General features: G+C 29.2%; 21 protein-coding genes and 1 pseudogene. 9 read left to right on the top strand and 13 right to left on the bottom strand.

Annotated features, from left to right (window positions below; all coding sequences use genetic code 11):
* Nucleotides 1-163 precede the first annotated feature (163 nt).
* The 3 genes from KMP69_RS05890 to KMP69_RS05900 are packed head-to-tail and all read right to left on the bottom strand — an operon-like array spanning nucleotide 164 to nucleotide 3,991.
* On the bottom strand, nucleotides 164-1,909 hold the full coding sequence (locus KMP69_RS05890) for a DNA-directed DNA polymerase II small subunit (protein ID WP_214399535.1): 1,746 nt from the start codon (nucleotides 1,907-1,909) through the stop codon (nucleotides 164-166).
* Nucleotides 1,893-3,008, bottom strand: a complete 1,116-nt coding sequence (locus KMP69_RS05895; protein ID WP_214399536.1) for a hypothetical protein — start codon at nucleotides 3,006-3,008, stop codon at nucleotides 1,893-1,895. Before KMP69_RS05895 ends, KMP69_RS05890 begins: the two co-directional genes overlap by 17 nt.
* A 5-nt stretch (nucleotides 3,009-3,013) precedes the next feature.
* Nucleotides 3,014-3,991 (bottom strand): mechanosensitive ion channel family protein, encoded by a 978-nt coding sequence (locus KMP69_RS05900; protein ID WP_214399537.1) that lies wholly within the window; start codon nucleotides 3,989-3,991, stop codon nucleotides 3,014-3,016.
* A 26-nt stretch (nucleotides 3,992-4,017) separates the two neighbouring features.
* Here KMP69_RS05900 and KMP69_RS05905 point away from each other — a divergent pair, with 26 nt between their 5' ends.
* A complete protein-coding gene (locus tag KMP69_RS05905) occupies nucleotides 4,018-5,145 on the top strand; it encodes an amidohydrolase family protein (RefSeq protein ID WP_214399538.1) in 1,128 nt (375 codons plus the stop codon).
* Between the two features lie 413 nt (nucleotides 5,146-5,558).
* On the opposite strand, the gene fsr is transcribed toward KMP69_RS05905, so the two are convergent.
* Nucleotides 5,559-7,424: a coenzyme F420-dependent sulfite reductase gene (gene fsr, locus KMP69_RS05910; RefSeq protein WP_214399539.1), complete on the bottom strand. Its 1,866-nt coding sequence runs from the start codon at nucleotides 7,422-7,424 to the stop codon at nucleotides 5,559-5,561.
* A gap of 99 nt (nucleotides 7,425-7,523) precedes the next feature.
* On the opposite strand from fsr, the gene KMP69_RS05915 reads away from it, so the two are divergent.
* Together KMP69_RS05915 and KMP69_RS05920 are read left to right on the top strand one after the other, a co-directional pair.
* Nucleotides 7,524-8,348, top strand: coding sequence for a hypothetical protein (locus KMP69_RS05915; RefSeq protein ID WP_214399540.1), 825 nt, complete (start codon nucleotides 7,524-7,526; stop codon nucleotides 8,346-8,348).
* A gap of 4 nt (nucleotides 8,349-8,352) precedes the next feature.
* Complete coding sequence (locus KMP69_RS05920; protein ID WP_214399541.1) at nucleotides 8,353-8,700, top strand: helix-turn-helix domain-containing protein; 348 nt, start codon at nucleotides 8,353-8,355, stop codon at nucleotides 8,698-8,700.
* 318 nt (nucleotides 8,701-9,018) lie between these two features.
* On the opposite strand, the gene KMP69_RS05925 is transcribed toward KMP69_RS05920, so the two are convergent.
* Nucleotides 9,019-10,239: a phosphoadenosine phosphosulfate reductase domain-containing protein gene (locus KMP69_RS05925; protein ID WP_214399542.1), complete on the bottom strand. Its 1,221-nt coding sequence runs from the start codon at nucleotides 10,237-10,239 to the stop codon at nucleotides 9,019-9,021.
* Between the two features lie 134 nt (nucleotides 10,240-10,373).
* On the opposite strand from KMP69_RS05925, the gene KMP69_RS05930 reads away from it, so the two are divergent.
* Together KMP69_RS05930 and KMP69_RS05935 are read left to right on the top strand one after the other, a co-directional pair.
* A complete protein-coding gene (locus KMP69_RS05930; RefSeq protein WP_214399543.1) occupies nucleotides 10,374-11,231 on the top strand; it encodes a zinc metalloprotease HtpX in 858 nt (285 codons plus the stop codon).
* 54 nt (nucleotides 11,232-11,285) lie between these two features.
* A complete protein-coding gene (locus KMP69_RS05935; RefSeq protein ID WP_214399544.1) occupies nucleotides 11,286-12,428 on the top strand; it encodes a methanogenesis marker 16 metalloprotein in 1,143 nt (380 codons plus the stop codon).
* A 13-nt stretch (nucleotides 12,429-12,441) separates the two neighbouring features.
* On the opposite strand, the gene pscS is transcribed toward KMP69_RS05935, so the two are convergent.
* From pscS to KMP69_RS05965, 7 genes and pseudogenes are all read right to left on the bottom strand, one after another.
* Nucleotides 12,442-13,590 (bottom strand): O-phospho-L-seryl-tRNA:Cys-tRNA synthase, encoded by a 1,149-nt coding sequence (gene pscS / locus KMP69_RS05940; protein ID WP_214400772.1) that lies wholly within the window; start codon nucleotides 13,588-13,590, stop codon nucleotides 12,442-12,444.
* Between the two features lie 60 nt (nucleotides 13,591-13,650).
* Nucleotides 13,651-14,268, bottom strand: coding sequence for an NAAT family transporter (locus KMP69_RS05945; protein ID WP_214399545.1), 618 nt, complete (start codon nucleotides 14,266-14,268; stop codon nucleotides 13,651-13,653).
* A 9-nt stretch (nucleotides 14,269-14,277) separates the two neighbouring features.
* Nucleotides 14,278-14,994 carry a hypothetical protein gene (locus tag KMP69_RS05950; RefSeq protein ID WP_214399546.1) on the bottom strand — a complete coding sequence of 239 codons (717 nt, stop codon included), beginning with the start codon at nucleotides 14,992-14,994 and terminating at the stop codon, nucleotides 14,278-14,280.
* Between the two features lie 36 nt (nucleotides 14,995-15,030).
* The gene (locus KMP69_RS05955) at nucleotides 15,031-16,155 is read right to left on the bottom strand and encodes an ATP-binding protein (protein ID WP_214399547.1); all 1,125 of its coding nucleotides are present in this window, start codon (nucleotides 16,153-16,155) and stop codon (nucleotides 15,031-15,033) included.
* A gap of 170 nt (nucleotides 16,156-16,325) precedes the next feature.
* Nucleotides 16,326-17,099: a tRNA pseudouridine(38-40) synthase TruA gene (gene truA, locus KMP69_RS05960; protein ID WP_214399548.1), complete on the bottom strand. Its 774-nt coding sequence runs from the start codon at nucleotides 17,097-17,099 to the stop codon at nucleotides 16,326-16,328.
* A gap of 60 nt (nucleotides 17,100-17,159) precedes the next feature.
* A pseudogene (locus KMP69_RS08260) lies at nucleotides 17,160-17,524 on the bottom strand (hypothetical protein); the annotation flags it as partial.
* Between the two features lie 270 nt (nucleotides 17,525-17,794).
* Nucleotides 17,795-20,206 carry a plasma-membrane proton-efflux P-type ATPase gene (locus tag KMP69_RS05965; RefSeq protein WP_250543585.1) on the bottom strand — a complete coding sequence of 804 codons (2,412 nt, stop codon included), beginning with the start codon at nucleotides 20,204-20,206 and terminating at the stop codon, nucleotides 17,795-17,797.
* 205 nt (nucleotides 20,207-20,411) lie between these two features.
* Here KMP69_RS05965 and KMP69_RS05970 point away from each other — a divergent pair, with 205 nt between their 5' ends.
* Genes KMP69_RS05970 through fen form a run of 3 tightly spaced genes read left to right on the top strand, consistent with a single transcriptional unit; the run spans nucleotide 20,412 to nucleotide 22,221 of the window.
* Nucleotides 20,412-20,741, top strand: a complete 330-nt coding sequence (locus KMP69_RS05970) for a DUF1894 domain-containing protein (protein ID WP_214399549.1) — start codon at nucleotides 20,412-20,414, stop codon at nucleotides 20,739-20,741.
* A 4-nt stretch (nucleotides 20,742-20,745) separates the two neighbouring features.
* A complete protein-coding gene (locus tag KMP69_RS05975; RefSeq protein WP_214399550.1) occupies nucleotides 20,746-21,201 on the top strand; it encodes a DUF1890 domain-containing protein in 456 nt (151 codons plus the stop codon).
* Nucleotides 21,202-21,240: 39 nt separating this feature from the next.
* Nucleotides 21,241-22,221, top strand: a complete 981-nt coding sequence (gene fen, locus KMP69_RS05980; protein WP_214399551.1) for a flap endonuclease-1 — start codon at nucleotides 21,241-21,243, stop codon at nucleotides 22,219-22,221.
* Nucleotides 22,222-22,253: 32 nt separating this feature from the next.
* Here fen and KMP69_RS05985 read toward each other — a convergent pair whose 3' ends face one another.
* Complete coding sequence (locus KMP69_RS05985) at nucleotides 22,254-23,072, bottom strand: NAD(P)H-hydrate dehydratase (protein WP_214399552.1); 819 nt, start codon at nucleotides 23,070-23,072, stop codon at nucleotides 22,254-22,256.
* 477 nt (nucleotides 23,073-23,549) lie between these two features.
* Here KMP69_RS05985 and KMP69_RS08150 point away from each other — a divergent pair, with 477 nt between their 5' ends.
* On the top strand, nucleotides 23,550-23,651 hold the full coding sequence (locus tag KMP69_RS08150; RefSeq protein ID WP_250543650.1) for a transposase: 102 nt from the start codon (nucleotides 23,550-23,552) through the stop codon (nucleotides 23,649-23,651).
* Nucleotides 23,652-23,703 lie beyond the last annotated feature (52 nt).

Genomic DNA, 23,703 nt, shown 5'->3' on the forward strand with positions numbered 1-23,703 from the left:
GGACGACAATATCAACATAAATACTTTAGAAAAAAAGTGTATCATTGGTTGTTTTAAAAATTTATCGAATAGTAACAGCATTAAGAGGAGAATAGCATCAATTATATTCCAACCTAAAAATATATGCAATCCTATCAAAAAATATCATTTTTGTCACCAAACTTTAATATCTAACCTCTAAAATGCCTCTATCCCACTCTAAGTAATGCCCTCTCTCCCCAATTTTTGATAAATTAACTATTGGAACTATTGCTGGTGTTGGAGAAATACCCATTCTCTTCTGGAAGTCTGTTTGTTCTTGGAATGTTCCACTATTAACCATAACAATTCCTCTATAAATCCCATAACCATTAATATGAATATGTCCAGTATGTAAAATATCAATGTCTCTATCAATAACTAAGTAATCTTTATGCTCTGGAGCTATTGGGCATCTCCCCCCATAAGTTGGGCATAATAATCTTCTCTTTATTAATTCTTTCATAATTGTTACTGGATTTTCGTAAGTGGCAGTTCTTATTTGTCCCACCAAATCGTCAAAACTTCTACCGTGATATAGTAAAGTGTCAAAGCCATGTATATTTAAAGTGCATGGATTTCCAACGAAGTAAATGTTATCTCTGTTAAATAATTTTGTTATTTTATCTGGCAATCTTGGTTGTGGCTCTGCAGGCCTAACAGCATCGTGGTTGCCGGGCGAGATTATTAAAGTTATATGCTCTGGAATTTGCTCTAAATACATCGCTATCTCTTTGTATTGGTTTATTATATCTACCTCATACAAATCATCCTCTTGTCCTGGATAAACGCCAACTCCATCAACTAAATCTCCCGCTATGCAGATATATTTTAATCTACTAACAACTCTCTCCTCTAATTCATTATCAACATCTCCATTTAAAAATCTAATAAACTTTTCAAATTCTTTATGTAAAAATTCTTTACTACCTATGTGAATATCTGACAAAAATGCCATATATATCTCTTCATCAATCCTTTTTGGTTTTGGTTTTGGAGGTATTGCTGGGCGAATAATTTCATCAACATACATAACTCTTCCTGTTCTACTAACCACACCAATAGCTCCAATAACCTCATCTAAGAGAATATCATTAGGTAATCTTCCATTTTCTATTTTTTCTTTTGGTAAGATTAAAGTTAGCTCATCTTCAGTATCTTCAATTCTAACTATTAAATCACCATTTTTTGATGTATCTACATCGCTAACGATACCTACAACAAAAACATCCTTTTCTCCCTTCATCTTAGCAATATCCTTTAGAGGATAACCCTTTCTTTGAGCCTTTCTTTCTATGAAGGATTTTAATCTTTCATATCTATCTCTAAAGTATTTAACAAAGTCATCAATGGTTCCTGTGCAGGTAGATTTTCCAGAAACATCAGTATCTTCATAAATTTCAACTTTTGCCTCTATATCTTTGGCTATCCATTTTATTCTGCTATTTACACTTTCTCTTATTTTACTTATAGTTTCAAATCTTTTAATTCTTTCAATATCTATCTCTTTCTTTTCTTCCTCTTTATGTTTAAGTTCTTTTAACTTACTTTCAACAACCTCTTCCTTCTCTATAAATTTCTCTTTTTCTTCTTTCTCATCTTTTTTACTTTCTTTTTCTTTTACTTTTTCATCTACTTTTTCTTCCTCTCCAGTATAGTAAAATATGAAGTTAAAATCCTTATACTTTTTTATTATTTCATTTAAATCTTCACATAAAAATATATTGAAAAAATTGTCATCTAACAAAATAAAAGAGTCGTTATACTTTTTAAATTCTCTAATTTTTTCAATTAATTTGTTAATCTCATTTTCGCTAAAATTTTTCAACTTTTCATACACTGTTGGAGATAGTAGTAATTCTAAATCCAAAAATTTATTTATTATTTCCATTTTTATCCTCCTTTTTTATTAAACTTTTACTCTTTTTTATCTTTTTTAACTTTAAATGCCTATTTATATTATAGCATAGATAATCTAAGGGATGAATAATATTTCTTTTTTTACAAATATCGTCTGGTTTGCAGTAATAACTCAATCCTTTACCATCATCAGATTTCCAATTTTTACAGTATTCGCAATGAGTAAATCTTCCATGCCCTACTTTATAGCCAATGTTATGCATAATATAATATCTCGTCTTATTTTCATCGAAATCTTCTACATTTTTAAATATTTCAATAACTTCATCAATAAATTTTTCAATATTTTCCTCAGAGGTTATATCAGTGGCTGAAATATTTATTAAATTGCCCTCCTTATCTAAGGGTCTTAAATTTGGATTAAACTTTGCACAAAACCAATAAACAACGAAACTCCTCCTTGCATAATGAGAGGGGGAGCCACCACTTAAAATGTCATGTAAAATTCCTCTTATACATGGAGGATGCCATTCCAATGGAATATTTTCACATAAAATATTGTTATTTACTTTAATCTCTTCTGTATATTCATATTTAACCTTATCTTTTAAATAATCATTTATTTCTTTCAATAAATCTTTTACAATTTCATCATCAGGAAGTTTAACATTTTTTGCCAACTCTCCGAGATGCTTTAATTCAACTCTAATAAATTCTCTTGCGTAGATTTCTTTAATTTCAGTTATATCAACATATCCATTTTCTAAATCCAACCTTTCTAAGTGTAAATCGTTATTTCTCGACTTTGAAGCAGTTTTTATAAATTCCCAAACAGATATTTTATTAGGGAGTTTTTTTATTAAATCATATTTTTTTATTTCAGAATATTCCTTTATGAACGAGTTAAAATAATTAGTGTGAGATAAAAGAATAATTAGAAGATAGTCAATTAAGGCTTCTAACTTTTTTTTGTCTATGTTATCCAATACTAAATATAGCTTTAAATCCTTTTTGTATTCTTCATTTTTCTCATAGATGTATCTTAACTTTGATAGTATTATATTTCTATATTTCTTTATAGATTCTAAAAAATCAATATCTTTAAATTCCTCTAAATATTCTAAGAGCATAATAATCACGTGTTTTTAAGGTTGTTTTCTGATTCAATAACTGCCTTAATATGAGGATATGAGAATTTTACATCATTTTCTCTATTAACCTTCTCTAAAATTTTTTTGAGAATTTTAGTTTTTGCCTCTGCTTTTTCATAAATATTTACTAAATATATTGCTTTTACATAAAAGGAGCTTCTTGTAATTCCTATTCTTATTATAGGTTTATCTGATAGATATCCAGAGGTTAAATATTTCCTTTTAGACCACTTTTCATAGAGTTTTTTCATCAAATCTCCAACAACTTCATTTGTAGATTCAAAAACAATATTTTCTGCCTTTTCTACATTACTGTCATAAGTGAAGTGAATAGTAATTGTATCCCATATATATGGCGTTCCCCTTGTAAGATTTTCTATTGATGATGTAAATATATAAGAATTTGGAACTATTAATACTTTACCTGTTGGGTCATGAGTTTCAGAGTTTAATTCACTTAAATACATATGTTGAGTGTCAAAATCAAACACATCTCCAATGCCAACATTTTTTATATAAATTCTATCTCCTATTTTTATAGTTCTCGTATATAATATAACCAACCATCCGGCAAAGTTTAAAATTGGCTTTTGTAGAGCGTAAGTAATAGCTGCTCCAATTAAACCAACTGAAACTACTAAGGATGAGACATTTTGATAAACAACGCTAAATAACATTAAAATTATACAAAAATAAACAAAATATTTAAATATGTAATTTAGAGTTAAATACTCCCCAGCCTTTTCCACATTTTTTTGAGCATATTTTTTAAACAACTCCGAGGAAATATCAATAATAATTAACCCAGAGAGTATAATTATAACTGCTATAATTATCTGATTTTTATATTGTAGTAGAAGATTTAAGTATGCATTTAGATTAAAAATTGAAATTAAACTGTGTAGTAATATAACTAATAATACAATTTTTATCCCCAACTTTACTCTACTGTCTATATTCATAAAACATACCTCATTGGTGGTTTATTATGTTAATTAAATCTCAATTTTTATATGGAGAAGACTTTAAATTAAAAAAAGGAATTTTAGTAGTTGAAGATGGAATAATAAAAGGTTTTACAAATGAGCATAGTAAAGATGTTATAAATTTTAATGGTTTAGTTATTCCTCCTCTTATAAATGCTCATACACACATTGCTGATAATTGTATAAAGGACATAGGAATTAATAAAACTTTGGATGAGTTGGTAAAGCCACCTAATGGTTTAAAACATAGATATCTATCAAAAGTTAGTAGAGAGATTTTAATAGAAAGTATAAAACTTGGTTTAGATGATTTAAAAAATAATGGTATAAGATATTTCTGCGATTTTAGAGAGAATGGAATTGAAGGAGTAAAAATACTAAAAACCTCTTTAAAGGATTATAATTATCCAAAGGCAAAAATCTTAGGAAGACCTACAAAGATTAACAAAGTTGATAAAAATGAAGTTAAAGAGATTTTAAGGATTTCTGATGGTTTAGGTTTAAGTGGGGCTAATGAATTTGAAGATTATGATTTAAAGGCAATATATAAAGTTTATAAAGATTTTAAGGATAAATTATTTGCTATCCACGCGTGTGAGCATAGAGGTTCTGTAGAGTATAGTTTAAAAAAATATGGGCAGACAGAAGTAGAAAGGTTGATAAATTTAAAGGTATATCCTAATTTTATAGTTCATGGGACATATCTTACAGACAATGAGATTGATATATTAAAAGAAAATAATATTCCAGTTGTTGTATGTGTAAGGGCAAATCTTTCTTTTAATGTAGGTTATCCTCAATTAAATAAACTCATAGATAATGGTTTATTTATAGGGATAGGGAGTGACAATTTTATGGCAAACTCTCCATCAATTTTTAGAGAGATGGAATTTATATATAAATTATATCATATAGAGCCAAAAGAGATTTTAAAAATGGCTACAATTAACAATGCAAAAATCTTAAAATTAGAAAATGTTGGTTTAATAGAAGAGGGCTTTAAGGGAGTTTTTACTTTTATAAAACCTACCAATGCAATATTATTTTCTAAAAATATAGTTGCATCAGTAGTTACAAGATGTGAAAAGAGTGATGTTATAGTGATGAATATACCGTTTGAAACTGTTTAATTTTTCATAGGACAAATATAGACATTTATAGATTTTCATTATCGAAAGATTTAGATATAAGTATGTATAAGAAATAGAGATTATACTTGACTCAGATGCGGGAGTGAAATGGAGTCCTAAGAGGGGCAGTTATTATAAATTCAACTCTAATATGGCCATTTCCCATTTCCATAGCATATCATAGCGTTTAACAACTTTAATTTATATAAAATCCGATAGCTATGGAAATGGATTGTCATCAACCCACAGATTCATAGGGAATACCAATCTTTCTGCCATAGGTTCATTGGACTTCGGGCTTAACGGAGACAGCCCTATAAAAGGAATTTATAAGCATTTATAATAATATATATTATAACTAAGAAACTGCTACAAAAATAAAATAAAAAATAATATAGTAAAAAAAGTTTATCTTAGTAGGCAGATTCTTTTTTCATTAATTTCATAACCTCCTTTAAGAATGTTTCTTGACCAACTCTTTTCATGACTGCAGCTAATCTTTCTCTCTGTGGTTTTATGGCATACTTATTATAAACAACTAATACCTTATCTATTAGATTAATAATTTCATCAACACTGTTTATTTTCATACTAATTCCTTTAACAACTTCTCTTCCCGTTTTTCCTCCAATATAAACCATAAAGCCCTCTTCTTTAACATCTCTTGCCTCATTTGGACATGCTTTTATACACTTTCCACAACCAATACATACATTGTAGTTAGTATAGGAAGTTTCTCCTCTTATATAAATTGCTTCAACTTTACAAACTTCAAAGCATCTTCCACAACCGTTACATTTTTTCTCATCAACAGATGGGAATTTAACTCCTGCTATACCAATATCATGTACTTGTGGTCTTACACATCCATTTGGACAGCCACTAATTGCAATCTTAAATTTGTATGGAGCGGGTCTTTCTTTAAATTTATCTTCAATGATTTTACATAGTTCAAATGTATCTACTAAACCACTACTACAGTTTCCTCCTCCCGGACATGCCAATGTAGCTCTAACTAATGGTCCTTCTGAACCAGTTATAAATCCTTTATTTGTTAGATCTAAAACAGCTTCTTCAACATCAAATCCACTAATGCCATGGAGTTCATAAGCACTTCTATCAGTAATCTTTATTTTAGCATTGTATTTTTCAGCAATATCTAAGATTTCTTTTATTTCATCAATAGAATACCATCCTCCCGGCTTAGCCCTAATTCTTATAAAGTAAGTTCCATCTGCTCTCTTTCCAATTCCACCATAATCAGATGTCCAGTAGAATGAGATATATTCATTATTCTCTCTCCTTCTTTCAACTTCTTTTTTAAATCTCTTTAATTTTAACTTTCTTAATTTTTCAATTTCTTCTAAGTTAACCCCTTCTTTTAATTCAACTGCATTTTTAATTTCCTCCCCTTTCTTAGTCCTTATTATAACTGTTGAATAACCATCTGGACTTCCTACACAACCAACTGAAACATCTGCCAGTTCAGCATCAAAATCTCTACATATTTTACAGCCAGGACATATTTCAAACTCTTTTAAGTCAATGTCTTTCTTCTCTCCATCTATATAAATAAATAATTTTCCTTTTTTAATGTCAAATTTTTCAACTTTCTCAATCTCAATATTATGCTTTGATAGGACTTCTTTCATCTTGTTATATTCAAATTTCTCAGTACAGAATAATCCTATGAGATATTCAATTTTTGGTAATTTTACAGGTTTTCCATTTCTTCCAAGTTCTCCGTCATATTTGGCTAAGTAAGGGAAGTATTGTAATTTTCTTAAACCATTAATTTGGCAAGGTAATCCAACGACTGCTACTCTTTTTAATCCCATTTCTCCAGCCTTTCTTAATGCATCTAAGGTTGATATCGCATACTTTGATTTTGCAGTTTTTAATAAATCTTCTGCAGTTTGAACGACTAATGAAACTGGCTTCCAGCACTCATCTCCAACAACTATTGCTCCATCAATTTTTCCATTTTCTAATAAGTATTTTAGGAAAGCGGTTACAACTCCTCCATCTTGGCCTTCAATATCACTTTTTCCATAGTAATATTCTTCCTTAAACTTCTCTCTGATTTTTATTTGGTATTTTCCTGATGAAACTCTTGGACAAACATCATAACACATTCCATGACCTTTTCTTAAACATTCCTCCTCAATATATGGTTTTTCATCAAATTTTATTATATTGTTTGGACATACAACTTCACAAGTTCCACACCTTGCACAGATACCACTATCAACTATCTCATTTAACTTCCATTCATACATTAATCTCACCTTTTGTAATATGTGAATAATTTATTCACACTTTAATTTTAGATACATCTGCATATATAAAACTTACTATCAATATAGTGGTGATATGTAATGTTTTGCAGTCAAAATTACAAATTTGGGGTTATTCCCAAAAAGGATGGATACACAATAAGATTATCTTTAAAGCCAGGTTATTTAACATCTGAACAATTAGATGCTATAAGTTATATTGCAAAAAATTTTGGTGAAAATAAAATTCATATCACGACAAGACAAGGTATTGAGTTAAAGATAAAGTTTGAATACTTAGAAGATGCTGAAAGAATATTAAATAAAGTTGGAATAAAGTTAGGTTCAACTGGTAGAAGAATTAGGCAGATAGTTGCATGTATTGGAGCTGAATGCCCAAATTCTATTGGAGACTCTATAAAATTGGCAAGAATTATTCATGATGAGTTTGAAGGAATTTGGGTTCCAAAAAAGTTGAAGATAAATGTCAGTGGATGCCCAAATGACTGTACTCATTACCAATTTTGTGATATTGGCATTTGTTTTAGATATATTTTAGAAATTAATAAAAAAGAATGCAAAGAATGTGGAAAATGCAGAGGTTTTTGTGAAATAGATGCAATAGATTGGGTAAATAAGGTTATAAAAGAAAATTGCATTGGAATGGGAGAATGTCTCAAACTCTGCAATGCTATATATATTAAAGATAGAGTTATATCAATATTCATTGGTGGAAAAGGAGGAAAGTTTCCAAAAAAAGGAAAATTCTTAATAAATGTTAAAACAGAGGATGATGTTATAGAAGTTATTGACTTTATAATTGGACTATATTCAAAGTATGGAAAAGGTAGAATGTATGATTTTGTTAAAAATTTAGGAATTGAAAAAATTAAAAAAAGATTAAAAGATGAGATTTTAATTAGGTGATAAATTGGATAATCTCATAGTAGCAAGGATGCAGAAATTTACTGTTGAGGATTTAATGAGATGTATTTTAGGATTACAGGAAATTGAAATTAGAATTTATTTTGAACTCTTGGATATGAAAGAAGCTACAGTAATGGAAATTGCTGAAAGAGTAGATAGAGATAGAACAACAGTTCAAAAAGCATTGAGAAGTTTAATGAATTGTGGATTAGTTGAGAGGGAAAAAATAACAGAAAAGAGTGGATTTAAATATGTATATAGACCAGTTGAATTTAAAGAAGTTAAAGAAAAGATGGAAAAACTTTTGGATGAGTGGTATTTAAGTGTCAAAGAATGGCTAAAAAAATACTAATAAAAATATTAATGGTTCTATAGTATTTTCAATAAATGTGGCGGAATTCTATGAAAATCTTTGCTCCAAAAACTGTATGTGCAATAGTTAAAGCACTATCAATAAAAGAAATTGTAGATAGATAGGGTTTGAAACAGTTTCTTAATTTCTGTAACACCATTTTTGGATTCTTAAATTTATATATTTACAAACTTTAAAAGTAATAACGAACCTTGGGAAATCCTCAAAAAATTGTTACAAAATAATGAAAATATTAAAAAGTTTATAATAAAATTAAAAGTTTGTAAAACTTTAATTATTTATTATGAATAAAAATAATTATTGTAATAATTTTTTTAATTCCTTCATTTTTGGAGGAAGTGTTTTCCATCTCCAAAAACCTCTTAATATTTCATCTTCACTGTATCCAAATCTTTTTAAAACATCTACCCATTTATTGAACAATTCAGGATACAACTCTTTTACTCTCAAAAACTCACTATTTAAAGCAGATGGACACATAAAACAGCCAATTCTTTCAAAACCTTTGTCATAGAGTTCATTATATATAACATCATTTAAATATATCCAACTCCACACATCGGTTCCTTTCCAGTCTAATATTGGGAAGATATTTATCTGATTCTCTATAAAACTACTTTTTCTTTCATAATCTAATTTACTCCTTGTAAAACTCTCATACTTCCTCGAGCCGTCAATTGTATATACTTTTTTATACTTTTTTAAATATTCCTTCAATGGCTCTAACTTACAAATACTGTTACACCATCTATAATCTTTCGTTGGAATACCAAATTTTCCTAAGTATTCCCAAAAATCTTTACCTTTTAAAATAACTAAATTTATATCATATTCTTTAGCAAATTTTTTAACAAATTTAATAGTTTCTTTAAATTCTAAACCAGTATCTATAAATATCACTTCTAAATCGTCTATAACTTTATTTGCCAATAATGTAGAAACAGATGAATCTTTTCCTCCACTAAATGAAGCATTTATTACATATCCTCTATCTTTACATTTTTTGTAATATTTCTCTATTATATTTAGAGATTTATTCTCCAATTTCTTAATTCTGTCATAATTCTTCCTCAAATATTCCTCAATCTTTTCAAATTTAATCTCTCTTTTTAAAGTTAAATCTTTAATCTTTATAGTTTCTCCTTTTTTAATTCCAACACCAACATAGTTTCCTATTTCTACGCCAACATACTCATTCTCGTTAATATCTTTAAGTTCTTCTGGATTTTCAATCAAATTTAAAGGAACTTTTTTACCTTTCAATTTTCTTTTTGTAGATTTTAGTTTAATCTTTGGCTCTTCTATTAGATAATAAGATGCATAAGGGTGGAACTTCCAATCCAAATCAATTAAATCAAACTCTAAAATACCTATACACTCTCCACCAATAAAAACTTTTTTTCTATAATCTAAACCTCCAATTTTTTTAAGTATTATTGCTAAATCATAGTTAAAATTTTTATTCAATAGTTTGTTTAAAATGTCTATCTCAAACTTAGAGGCAAATTTATCATCCATTTATATCACCAAATTTTAAACTTAAAGCTAAATTTTAAAAATTTTGTCCTTATCGTAAGTTATTTAAAATATCTAAGGATATTATTATAATACTAAATTATTAAAATTAATAAAGAAAATAAAAAGGGATTACTATGATGAATGAGATAAAAACATATTTATTGATGGCACTTCTCGTAGGTTTAATTTACACAATATGTCTTATGTTACATATACATCCAATATTTGCTATACTCATCGCTTTGATTCCTAACATTATTGCATATTATTATAGTGATAAGTTCGTGTTAATGAGTTACAATGCGAGAATTTTAGATGAGCACGAGATGCCTTGGCTACATCAGATGGTTGAAAGAGTGGCGAGAAAGGCAGGATTACCTAAACCAAAAGTTGCTATTGTTCCTACAATGACTCCTAATGCATTTGCCACTGGAAGAGATCCAAAAAATGCAGTTGTTGCTGTTACTGAAGGAATTTTACAACTATTGTCTCCAGAAGAACTGGAAGGTGTTATTGGACACGAAATAGCACATATTAAACATAGAGATATTTTAATATCTACCATAGTGGCTACATTAGCTGGGGCTATCGTATATATTGCAGAGTGGATGCTATACTGGGGTGGTTTATTCTTCGCATCAGAGAGTGAAGATACCAATCCATTAGAATTTATTGGACTAATTTTATTGTTGATATTAGCACCAATTGCGGCAACATTGATACAGTTTGCAATTTCGAGACAGAGAGAGTTTTACGCTGATGAAGAGGGGGCAAAATTGACTCATCCTTTATGGTTGGCTAATGCATTATCTAAGTTGGAAGAAGGAGTTCAGATGTATCCATTAGAAAGGGGAAATCCAGCAACTTCACACTTATTTATTGTAAATCCATTTAAATCAGATTTTATAATGAAACTGTTCTCAACTCACCCTCCAACTGAGGAGAGAATCAGAAGATTGATAGAATTGAGTAAAAAACTGCACAAATATTAATAAACTTTGATAAATTTTTGTTGAAAATATTAAGAAATAAAAAAAGGTGGCAGTTTGAGTAATGATTTAAGGGTTATAACTGTAGATGAATTAAAAAAATACATTAGAAATAATGAGGAAGATAAAATAGATGAGGTTGATATAGTTACTACAGCAACTTGCGGAATAATGTCAGGAACTATGGGAGTTTTTCACATACCATTTAACGAAGTTTTTAAAAAAGCAGATGAAATATATTTAAATGATATTAAAGGCGTTGTAGGCGTTTGCCCTAACGAATACTTAGGAAAAGTTGATGCAATATTTTATGGAGAAGTTGGATTTTTATTTAAAGATTTGGTTAAAGGTAAGGTTGTAGAGGCAAAGGCAGTATGTGGTAATAAAACTTATAAAAATGAGGTAACTATTGAAGATTTACCAACAGCAAAAATGATTGGAACGAGAATGGCATTTAAAAATTACACTGCAATAACAAATTTGTCTGATGAAGAAGTTAATACTATATTCCATAGATTACCATTAAAAAAAGGAGAATCTTCATTTTCTGGATGTGGTATGTATAACCCATTGGAAAATATGATTATTAAAGACGAAAAAGATATTATTGGTAAAAAGGCACTATTAAATGGTGCTGAGAGTATAATATTAGGTTTTGGAACAAGAAGTTCAATAAAAAAACCTAATTTAATGTTATCAGCCAATATGAAAGAAATGGATCCTTACTATTTAGGAGGTTTCTTAACTTCTTCTGGAATTGAAATATATAATACAATAGCTATTCCAATTAAAGTTGATGAACATAAAGAGAGTTTAAAAAAGTTAGATAAAGATATAGCTTTACCATTAGTTAATATATTTGGTAGAGAAATTATAGATGTTGGAAACTATGCAGAAGTTTGGGAAAATGTAGATTTAAGACCAAAAATATACCCAGATAGATGTAAAGAGTGTAAAGAATGTTTAGCTGAAAAGTATTGTCCTACCTTTGCAATAAAAAGAGAGAATGGAAAGATAAAGATAAGTGAAGATTGTTTTGGATGTGGTATTTGTAATATTTGTCCTTATGGAGTATTTAAAACAAAACTTGGCTCTATATGTGGAATTCCTATAACTTGCAGGCAGTCAGATAGAAAAAGAGCCTTAAAATTAGCAAAAGAACTAAAAAAGAAAATTGAAAATGGAGAGTTTAAAATTTAATTTAAATTAAATATTATTTATTATATTTCTCAACAATCTCTTTTATTGAATTTACTACATATTCTACTTGCTCCCATTCTAAGCCATAGACACTCATCTTTATCTCCTTTGTAACTCCAGCCCTTATTCCACCAATACCTCTCTTCTTTAATTCATCGTAAAAGAAAAATCCTCTTCTTTTGTCTTTTTTTGCAATTTCATCCAATATTGGTGTCTCAAATTTAATTAAATCGTGTTCCTTTGGTTTTATTCCTAATTGCTTAAAACCTACTTTTTCTAATTCATCTACAACATACCTCGTTTTTTTAATCTCTTCATTCCATTTCTTAACTCTCTCTACGACATAAGGAAAACTTGACATTAAAGTTAATATTGGCAATCCTCTACTTGTACATCCGAGCATTTCAATTTCTTTGAGAGGATATCTTTCAGATGTTTTAGTAATTTTATCTGCAAATTCCTCATTAAATGCTAAAACTCCACAAGGTCCAGAGGCTGCCATACTCTTATGTCCAGAGGCTACAATAAAGTCAGCCTTAACCTCTTTTCCATTAACTGGCATTCTTCCTACTGTGTATGCACAATTTAGTAAGAAAGGTATTCCTTTGTCTTTGGCAATTTTACCAACTTTTTTAGCATCGTTTAGGTTTCCATACTCTCCATCAACATGAGTTAATAATATTAATCCAACATTTTTTCCTTTATCTTCTAAGTTGTCTATAACCTCTTTATACCCTTCTAAGTTTATCTTATATGTAGGATACTCCTCTTCATATCCTACTTCTGCAACATTCAACCTTGCTCTTTCAGCAGAGACATAACTTGTATAGTGAGCATTTTTATCTAAAACTACATAGTCCCCTTCCTTACATATTGCGTGCATAACTATAAACTTCCCTTCCCTTGCTCCATGTGTTGGCCTTGTATAATCCATATTTAAAAATTTAGATAAATCTTCTAAAAACTCCTTTATTGGAGGGCTTGTTATCTCATCCAATCTTCCATAGCAAAAGTCACAAACACTATAACCATCCCAATACTCATAAACTGTTTTTTTAGATTCTTTTGGTAATATTCCTCCTCTCTGTATGGGATTTAGATTTATTAACTCTCTACTTAAATTTCTCCTTAAATTTTTGTATTTATCTAAGTTAATATCAATGTTCAAATTAACCACCTCAAAAGTTAGTGTTAAAAATTACTATTTAAAGTATTATAATTATTATAATAAGGCCCCTTTAATTCCATTAACTGCCATTTGAACGGCTATTGCTGTCAATATGAAACCCATCATTCTTGTTAGTATCTTAATCCCTAATTTTCCAATTCTATCTAATATTTTTTCAGATGAGAGTAATGTTACATAAGTTATTAAAATAGATACAAGTATTGCTAATATTACTAAAAATTTATCCCCAAAAGTTGGAGCCTCTGCCATTGCCACCATACAGGCAGTTATTGACCCCGGTCCAGCTAATAGAGGAGTAGCCAATGGCATTAAGGCAATTTCATCAATTTCATAAGCATCTTCAATCTCTTTTTTATGCAATTTTGCCTCCTGCTTACCTCTAACCATGTCTAAAGATATTAAAAGTAATAACAAACCTCCAGCAATTTTAAAGGCATCTAAGGATATGCCAAAAAATTTTAATATCCAATTTCCAAAAAGTGTAAAAATTAACAATATTATTAAAGTGTAAATAACTGTTTTCTTTGCTATTAAATTTCTTTCTTTTTTTGGATATGATTCTGTCAATGCTATAAAAACTGGAACAGCACCAAATGGGTTTAAAATTGAAAATATTGATGTGAATGCTAATATAAAATATTGTATATCCATACTCTCACATTAAAACTTAATTCTTTTTTTAATCCCCTCGTATAAGTCAATTATATTTCCATTTAAAAATGCACTCATCGTATAGATAACGCCAGGGGGTAGAATATCAACACCCTCCCCATTTTTTACAAAGTATAATTTATCAAAACTTAATAAACCCCCATATATTAATCCAGATATTTTACTTATCTCTTTAAGTTCATTAACTGTTATTACAACAACTGGGTCATCACTCTCTGAGCCAGTATAGCCAATTCCAGGAATTTCCACTGGTTCATTAGAGACAGAACAGCCAACATCATATCCAAACTTCTCCCCAATCTCCCTTACAAATAGAGCCATCTCATCTACAAAACTCTCTCCTCCATAAGTGTCAAAAGATACTATTATAGCATCTCCATACTCAGATATAGATTCAGCGATAGCATAAGATAAACCTTCCCCAGCCTTATCTTTATCTTTTGAGATCCCATTTAAGTCATCAAAGCCCTCGGCATATTTATTTAAAATTTCAAAAATTATTCTATTATTTTCCTCAATTAAATTCTCTGGAACGAACGATGTTATAACTATATCATCTCCGGTTATATTTGAAATACACGCCTTTATTCCCAATTTAGACAATCTTTCTTTAACCTCTCTATTAACTAACTCATTAACTTTAGGATTTGTTCTTACATCATTGTTAGATATATCTACTCCAATACTAACAATATATTTTTTCATATTATCATCCTAATTTTTTATATGATTTTTTCATGTTTATAAAACTCTCTTTATAGCGTTCCAGACTAAATAACTTTGAGGTTTTAAATTTCCATCAATTGGATTTAAGAAAAGGATGTTTTTCTTTACTAAATATATATAGACAGGTGTAGAAATTTCTCTTTTATGGATTATGTATTTATCTTTAAAGATTTTTAGTGCTTCAACAATATCTTCCTTTTTTAGTTCTATAATTTCATTTTCAATTTCTACTTTTGGAGTTATATAATCTAATTTTTCTAAAAACATTTCTAATTTTGAAATTTCATCCCTAATCATTGTGTTTAATATATCTTCTAAATCTTTGTATCTCATTTTATCGATAACTTTATAGATTAAAACTGGCTTCCCACCAACATAAGAATATATCTTTTCTTTCTCTTCATTAGTGAGATTTTTATTTAATATTTCTTTAGCTAAGAAGTCCATAAACTTTAAAGCAGTTTCTTTATCAAAATCATCTACTAATATATAATCTGCTCTATCTTCCAACTCACCAGCATTATATACATACTCGATAAACAAACTATCGGAAGAGATACAGAAGACATGGCATAGATGTTGGACTTTAGTTAAGGTAACTAAGAATTGGAACAAACTCCACAATAACAATCTATTCCCATTTAATGTTATTTCTTTAATCATCTGCAATTCATCGAATATTAGTATTGGCTTTTTTCCCTTTTCATTTAATTTAGCAAATAAATATTCGATATACTGATAAACATCTCCTGACTTATCCTTTTTATTAAAAATTTTATCAAAAAATGGTTTTGGAATTTTTATCGGCATGCCTAAATAGTAGTTAGTTAATTCCTCTGAACCTTTAATTAATAAATCAGCCAACGATTTAGCATACTCTCTAAAATCATCAATATTAGATTTTTCATCAACTTCAAATAGGCATTCAATAAAGTTATCCACATTTACAATATTCCTCGCTCTAAAATCAATAAAAAATGGAATGTATTTGGATTTGTCTAATTTATTGGATATAATCTCCCTTATCAGAGTTGATTTCCCACTGTTTATAGGACCATATACAAAGTAAATAAAATTTGGCTCTCCTTCTAAGATCGATAGTATTTCATTAATTTCTTTTTCTCTGTTAAAAAATTTCACAATTTCACCTTTCAGGATAAAATTATGAAAGCATATATGATGATTTTGGTTGGTTAGTTAAATTATATAAAGTATGGAAGCTATATTATTTATGCCCCGGGAAACCGCGGGAGATGAGCAACAGCCCGGCAAGCGATGATTCTCCTTTGCTCCCCCGGGGCACACTTAATTTAAAAATCTAATATTGTTTTAGATATACCCATTTTCATAACATACAATTTAAAGAATTCTTTCCAATACTCTTTAAACTTTTTTATTGAATAATTATCATAAATATAGTCAATATCAACCTTTGCCTCAACTAATATCAACCCATCCGGTGGAAATGTTGGAACTCCTTCTCTATAATTTTCATCTAACAATTTATCAATCCATTCAACTGGTTTTTTTCCTCTACCTATTAAATCTAATGCTCCAATGATCTTTCTAACCATGTTCCACAAAAAACTTTCTCCAATAATATCTATTGTTAAATAAAAATCATTCTCAGAGATTTTTATATCATAAATTGTCCTTATAGGACTTTTTTCTTTTGTTCTATCTCTTTTTGACAGATTGTGAAAGCTATGAGTTCCAATTAATTTTTTAGATCCTTCTATAATTAAATCAACATCATAATCAATATTTGGAAGAATATAGCGGTAATGTCTATATTTAACTTTTGGAATTTCATTAATTTCTCTATAACCTAAAACCCATATCCCCCTATTTTTCAACTTTGCATTTATATATGAGAGTATTGGCTCTTTTTTTAATTCTACAACAACAAAATTCCCTAAGGCAGAAACTCCCTTATCAGTCCTACCTCCGCTATAAATTATCTTCCTTTTATATAAAAAACCAGTTTCTTCTAAAGTATCTAATAAAATATCACAAACCGTTTCTTTATGAGGTTGTTGCTGAAAACTATATCTTCCATCATAGGCAATTTTTAGAATATACATTATTTCCACCTATCTAAGAGGGTTCTCCCAATGTAGTCATTCATAGACGAGTATAGACAATTAGGAAATTTTAGTTAGATATTTTCCGTTATAATCGACTTTATAGACCATCAGAGGGAAATCTGCGATTTGAACAAAATCCTTCGGATTTTGTAGCTCGAACCTTCAGTTCGATTCCCTTACTGGAAGCTTCGCTTCCACATCGGGATTGGGCGTCATCAGTTTCTGAAGAAAAACCTCTGCCCCTGTCATGGACATAAAAACCTTATGGTTTTTAAGTTCTCGTCGCTTCACTCCGAGATAATCCCCAAGCCACCCATAATATCTTTAATGTTACCTAAACATCTTTTAAAGATATTAAAGCAACCAACTAACTGTTGATTAAAAGAGTTTTTACAATTAGAGCAGATAACAACCTGCCGTTCTGGTTCTCCGCTACTGGAAGAAATTGTAGCGAAGAACCTTCCAGCCTCCTAAGTTCATCGGCTGGCAATCGGGGGGAACTCCCATCTTAAGACTCCATTTTACTCTCACATATATGGGAGCAATTGTTAATCTCTATTTCTTATCTACATAATTTTATAATTTTATATATTTATGTATAGATAACATATAAATCTTTTAGTAATGAAATCTATAAATGTATTATGATATAATGTTTATCTATGAAAAATCAAACTACATATCCAATAAACTCACATATTTAGTTTTTTTACCAGTATCTTTTTAACGACATCATTTATAAACATCCAAATTGTTGCATATATCCATATAAATATTGCCCAACCCCATCCTATTGGTGTTACTAATATACCATAAACTGCAATTAAAGTTCCAATTATATTTGTTATCATAACTCCCCAGAATAATAATGGACTTGGATAGGGTTTTTTCCAAAGCCAGTCTTTTGTTCTTGTAACAAATATTGTTGAATGCCCTGCAATTATTAATTTCAAAAAGATAAATGTTTGAATGAATCCATACTCTCCTGGATATAACATTTCTGCAATGTAGTATATTAAGAACGAACTAACTACCCCTGTTAATCCAAGGATTGTTGATATTGGAAGTATCTTTTTCATCTCCCATCTAACAGGTTTTTTTTGCTCAATTACATTATCGTAGGCTATTGCCAATATAGGAATGTCATTTAATAATGCTAATAAAACAACCATCAATGCAGTTATAGGATAGAAGTTAAATACTAATATAGATAAAGTCATAAAGAACAGAATTCTTATAGTTTCACATATTCTATATATAACATAAGATTCCATCCTTTGAAAGATTCTTCTTGCCTCAGTTATGGCATCTGCAATTACTGAAATTCCAGGAGCTAATAAAACAATATCAGCAGCAGCTCTTGCGGCATCTGTTGCTCCTGCTACTGCAATTCCGCAATTTGCCTTCTTTAAAGCAGGAGCATCATTAACTCCGTCTCCAGTCATCCCAACAAAATGCCCCTTCTTTTGTAAAATTTCTACTATTTTATATTTATGCTCTGGATAAACTTCAGAAAATCCATCTGCCTCTTCAACTAATTTTTCTATTTCAGATTCTTTTTTCTTTTTCAAAAGTTCTGTCATTGAAACTATTTTATCTCCAATTCCAAGCATTTTAGCTATATTTCTTGCTATTGCTATATGATCCCCTGTAATCATTTTAACTATTACTCCCAATTTTTTAATACGAGATATGGCTTCAGGAGCATCCTCTCTTGGAGGGTCGTATAGTGGAATAATTCCCACGAATTCCCAACCTTTACCTCTATCAACAGATACTCCCAAAGATCTATATCCCTGCTCAGCCAATTTTTCAATTATTTTTAATATTTCCTCTTTTATTTTACCAGCAAGATTACATAATTCAACTATAACCTGTGGAGCCCCTTTTGAAACTTTTATTTCTTTTCCATCAATTGATACTGTAGCCTCTGTTCTTTTTATAACTGGATCAAAGGGAATAAATTTTAATAATTTGAATTTTTTTAATTTTTCAAGTAATCCTAATTTTTTTGCCTCATTTAGTATTGCATTATCTATGGCATCGGCATCTTCAAAGTTTGATGCCAATGCGGCGTAAAATATTACATCCTCTTTTTTGAAATTGTTGAATGGAATGACATCTCCACAAACTAATTGATTTTTAGTCAAAGTCCCTGTTTTATCAGAGCATAATACATCTACACTCGCAAGTTCCTCTATGGAAACTAACTTTGTAACAACAGCCTGTTTTTTAGCGAGATTTAAAGCACCAATTGCCATAGTAATAGAGAGTACTGCTGGCATTGCAGCTGGGATAGAGGCAACGGCAAGCACTAATGCAAATCTTAAAGTTTCCAATAAACTCTCATGTCTATATACTGAAACAACAAAAATTATAGCAATTAAAATTATTGCCACTACAATTAGATAATTTCCTACACTGATTATCATTTTTTGGAAAGAACTTACAGTTTTAGCACTCTCTACTAATTTAACAGTTTTTCCAAAGTATGTATTTATTCCAGTAGCCTTTACAACACCAATTGCCTCTCCTTTTTTTACTATAGAGCCAGAATATAACTCATCTCCAACATACTTAGTAACTGGTAGAGATTCTCCAGTTAATGCTGACTCATCTACTGTAACATAATCTCCTTTAACTATAATCATATCAGCAGGAACAATATCTCCAATTTTCACTCTAACTATATCTCCTGGAACAAGGAATTTTGCAAGTATTGTTTTCCAAACCCCATCTCTTAAAACCTTTGCCTTTAAAGCCATTTTCTGCTTTAATGTTTCAACAACATTCTCTGCCTTATGTTCTTCCCAAAATCCAACAACACCATTAACTATAAGTAAGGATAAAATTATAAAAAAGTCAGCCCAATCTTTAACTAATGCTGATAGAATAGCTGCTATTTCAATCATCCAAGGAATAGGTCCCCAAAAGTAGGATAAAAATTTTATAATTGGATTTACCTTCTTTTCTTCAATTTCATTGTATCCATATATTTTTAGTCGTTTTTCTGCTTCTTCAGAAGACAAACCATACTCTAATGAAGCATTAAATGATTTTAAAATCTCTTCAATATTTTTCTTTTCTATTTTTCCCTCCCCCACTTTTTTATTTTCTTTTTCATTAAAGTTATTAGAGTTCGTAGTATCACCATTTAATTTTTATTAAAAGATTTACATTAATTGTAAAGTTAAAAATTTTCCTTAATTACAATAGTTATATGTGTTAAGTTATAATATATATTTTCATTATTATTAAGAATTTAATGGTGTATTAAAATTTCAATATATTCAATTATTTGGTGAAATTATGTCTTGCATAGATAAATACAACTATGAAATTCTGTTTAAAGGATCTTTTAAGGAGTGTGCAAAATTCATAAGAGAAAATTGCAAAAATGTGAAAGAAGTTAATCCAGGAGAAGAAGTTATTAAGGGAATCATGCTTATAGGAATTCCACCAATTCCAGTAGGTTATGAAGAGGGCTATATAATAGTACCATACACAAAACCATGCTACGGAACTTTTGTTTTGAAAGTTAAAATTGAAGAAGAAAATAATAAAGAAAGTAAAAATGATAAAGAAAATGAAAATAAAAAAGATAAAAAAGGAATATTATCAAAATTAAAATTCTGGTGAAAATATGAGAGTTTTAATATTACTTGGATGTCCAGAGCCGCCAGTGTTGATTCCCTCATTTATTTATTTAACAAATATGTTAAAAAAGAAAGATTGTAAAGTTTTTGTATCAGCAAATCCTGCGGCATTGAAGTTAGTTGAAACAGCTGATCCAGAAAAGTTGTATATAAAAAATGTTGGTTTTCAGGAGATTGATGAAGGTTTAAAGGAAGTGTTTGAGGTAGATTATATTATTAGTTTTGTTCACAACGATGCTGGAGTTAGTTATACAATAACTTACATGCATAAGTATAAAGCGAAAACCATTGGCATAGTATTTGGTAAAAAAATGAGAGAGGACTTAGTAAATACATTAAAAGAGAATAATGTGGAAACTTACTTTGTTAGAGCATTCCACAATCCTATTCCAATAGTTGTAACTTTAAAGAGAATCTTAGAGAATATCATCTTTGAAAAATAAAAACAAAGTAAAATATATATTAAAAGGTAAAGGGATAACATGGGAGTGCAAATTGGTGAATACATTCCTAAAAAAAATATAACATTAGAGGATTTAAGAGGTAAAAAAGTAGCAATTGATGGAATGAATGCAATATATCAATTTTTAAGTTCTATAAGATTAAAAGATGGCTCCCCCTTGAAAAATAGAAAAGGGGAAATAACTTCTGCATATAATGGTGTTTTTTACAAAACTATCCATTTATTAGAAAATGATATAATTCCTATTTGGGTTTTTGATGGTGAGCCACCAAAATTAAAAGAGAAAACAAGAAAGATAAGAAAAGAAATGAAAGAAAAGGCTGAACTAAAATTGAAAGAGGCTGTAAAAAAAGAAGATGTTGAAGAAGTTTATAAATATGCAAAAAGAGTTTGTTATCTAACTCCTAAAATAGTAGAGAATTGCAAATATTTATTAAAGTTAATGGGAATTCCTTATGTTGAAGCTCCTTCAGAAGGTGAAGCACAGGCAAGTTATATGGCAAAAAAAGGAGATGTTTGGGCTGTTGTAAGTCAAGATTACGATTCCTTGTTATATGGAGCTCCAAGAGTTATTAGAAATTTAACAACAACAAAGGAGATGCCAGAACTTATTGAACTAAATGAGGTTTTAGAAAGTTTAAAAATATCGTTAGATGACTTAATAGATATAGCCATATTTATGGGAACTGACTACAATCCGGGAGGAGTTAGAGGAATTGGATTTAAGAGGGCTTATGAAATTGTTAGAAGTGGATTGGCGAGAGATGTTTTGAAAAAAGAAGTAGAAAATTATGAAGAAATTAAAAATATATTTAAAAATCCAAGGGTTACTGACAACTACTCATTAAATTTGAGATTACCAGATAAAGAGGGAATTATTAAATTTTTAGTTGATGAGAATGATTTTAATTATGAAAGAGTTAAAAAGCATGTTGATAAATTATATAGTTTAATTGAAAGTAAAACTAAGCAGAAAACTTTAGATGCATGGTTTAAATAACATTACACTTTTGAATATGTCAAAAAAGATTTCTATTTTATATATTCCCCTATAACCTTATGAATAACATTAATTATCCCTATAATTTGTGTATTTGGCTTGGCATTGACGAGTTCTCCAAGTTTTCTATTTATTTTACACCCTAATCTCATAGCATCTTCTGTCTTAAATCCAACACTTATTAAGGATGATATTATCCCTGTTAAGGTATCTCCCGTTCCCCCTATACATTCCATTGCCTCTATTTTTGGCTCTTTTATTGTATCAATTATTTTTCCTTCATTGACAACATAATCAGTTTCTCCTTTAACAACCATATACTTAGGCATTTTCAATTTGTAAGCTTTTTCTATTAATTTAGGAACTTCTTTATCGTCAATCTCAGATATAAATCCCCTAACATATGCAGGATGTGTAGCTTTCTCATCTGCCAAAAATGCTAACTCACCAACATCTGGCAGAAAGAGATAAAACCTATCTCCAATATTTGCTGCTTTTGCCGCATACATTCCTCCAGCATCTGCAATAATCTTTGGAGAAAAATCAATCTCTTTAATTTTTGATATCTTTGGTTTTATGTAATGAATAACTAATAAATCATCATCAACATCTTTTAATCTTTCATAAATCTTAAAACTTCCCTCACCTTCTCCAATATCTCCTGCAGTTATTACTCTAATATCATCATTATCAAAATATTCTAACGTTTTTAAAACTGCTCCTATCAAAGCACCAGTCCCCATAGATACTGGAAACTCTTTGTTGTTAATTATTATTTTATCTCCTTTTAACATAGGTTTTCCTTCTATTAATTCTAAACCTTTTATTGGCATAGTTCCTGCTATAATCATTGTTATCAACCTTTCTGACGTCTTAATATACAAATTATACAAATTCCTGAAAAGATAATATCTTAAAAAGTAAATTTGGAAAAATATCTCCATTCTTTATTTTATCATTATCACTTATTGGAGTCTTTCCAAAGATGATACAAATATTTCTTCCAAGAATCTAATAGGGTTCGAAACAGTTTCTTAGTTTTTGTACTATATTGTTGTATATAGATACTACCTATAATAGCTTTTCCGAAAATTGTAAATATAACAAAAAACTAATAAAACTAATAAAACAAACGAAAAAACTATTTAGTAAAAGAAGATGGCTAAGATAATTAAACTATTAAAAACTATTGACTAAGAGGAAAATAAAAATTATAGAAGATAAGAAATTTTATCTATTGCCTTATATTTTGGATTAAAAAATAGTACAAAAATTTCTAAAATTAAAACATAAATTATAATATTTATTTCAGCTAAAAAATTTTAGAAATCCTTAAAAATAAGTGTTTAGAATTCGGTGTTAAAGTTGTTGAGGTAAATCCTTCCTACACCTCTATATTATGCCCTAACTGTAGAAATAGATTATCTTAATATATATAAATTATCCGATGAGAGGGATTTACCTTCCTTTTATGGGCAGTTT

Source organism: Methanocaldococcus lauensis (assembly GCF_902827225.1).
GTDB classification, from domain to species: Archaea; AGJL01; Methanococci; order Methanococcales; family Methanocaldococcaceae; genus Methanocaldococcus; species Methanocaldococcus lauensis.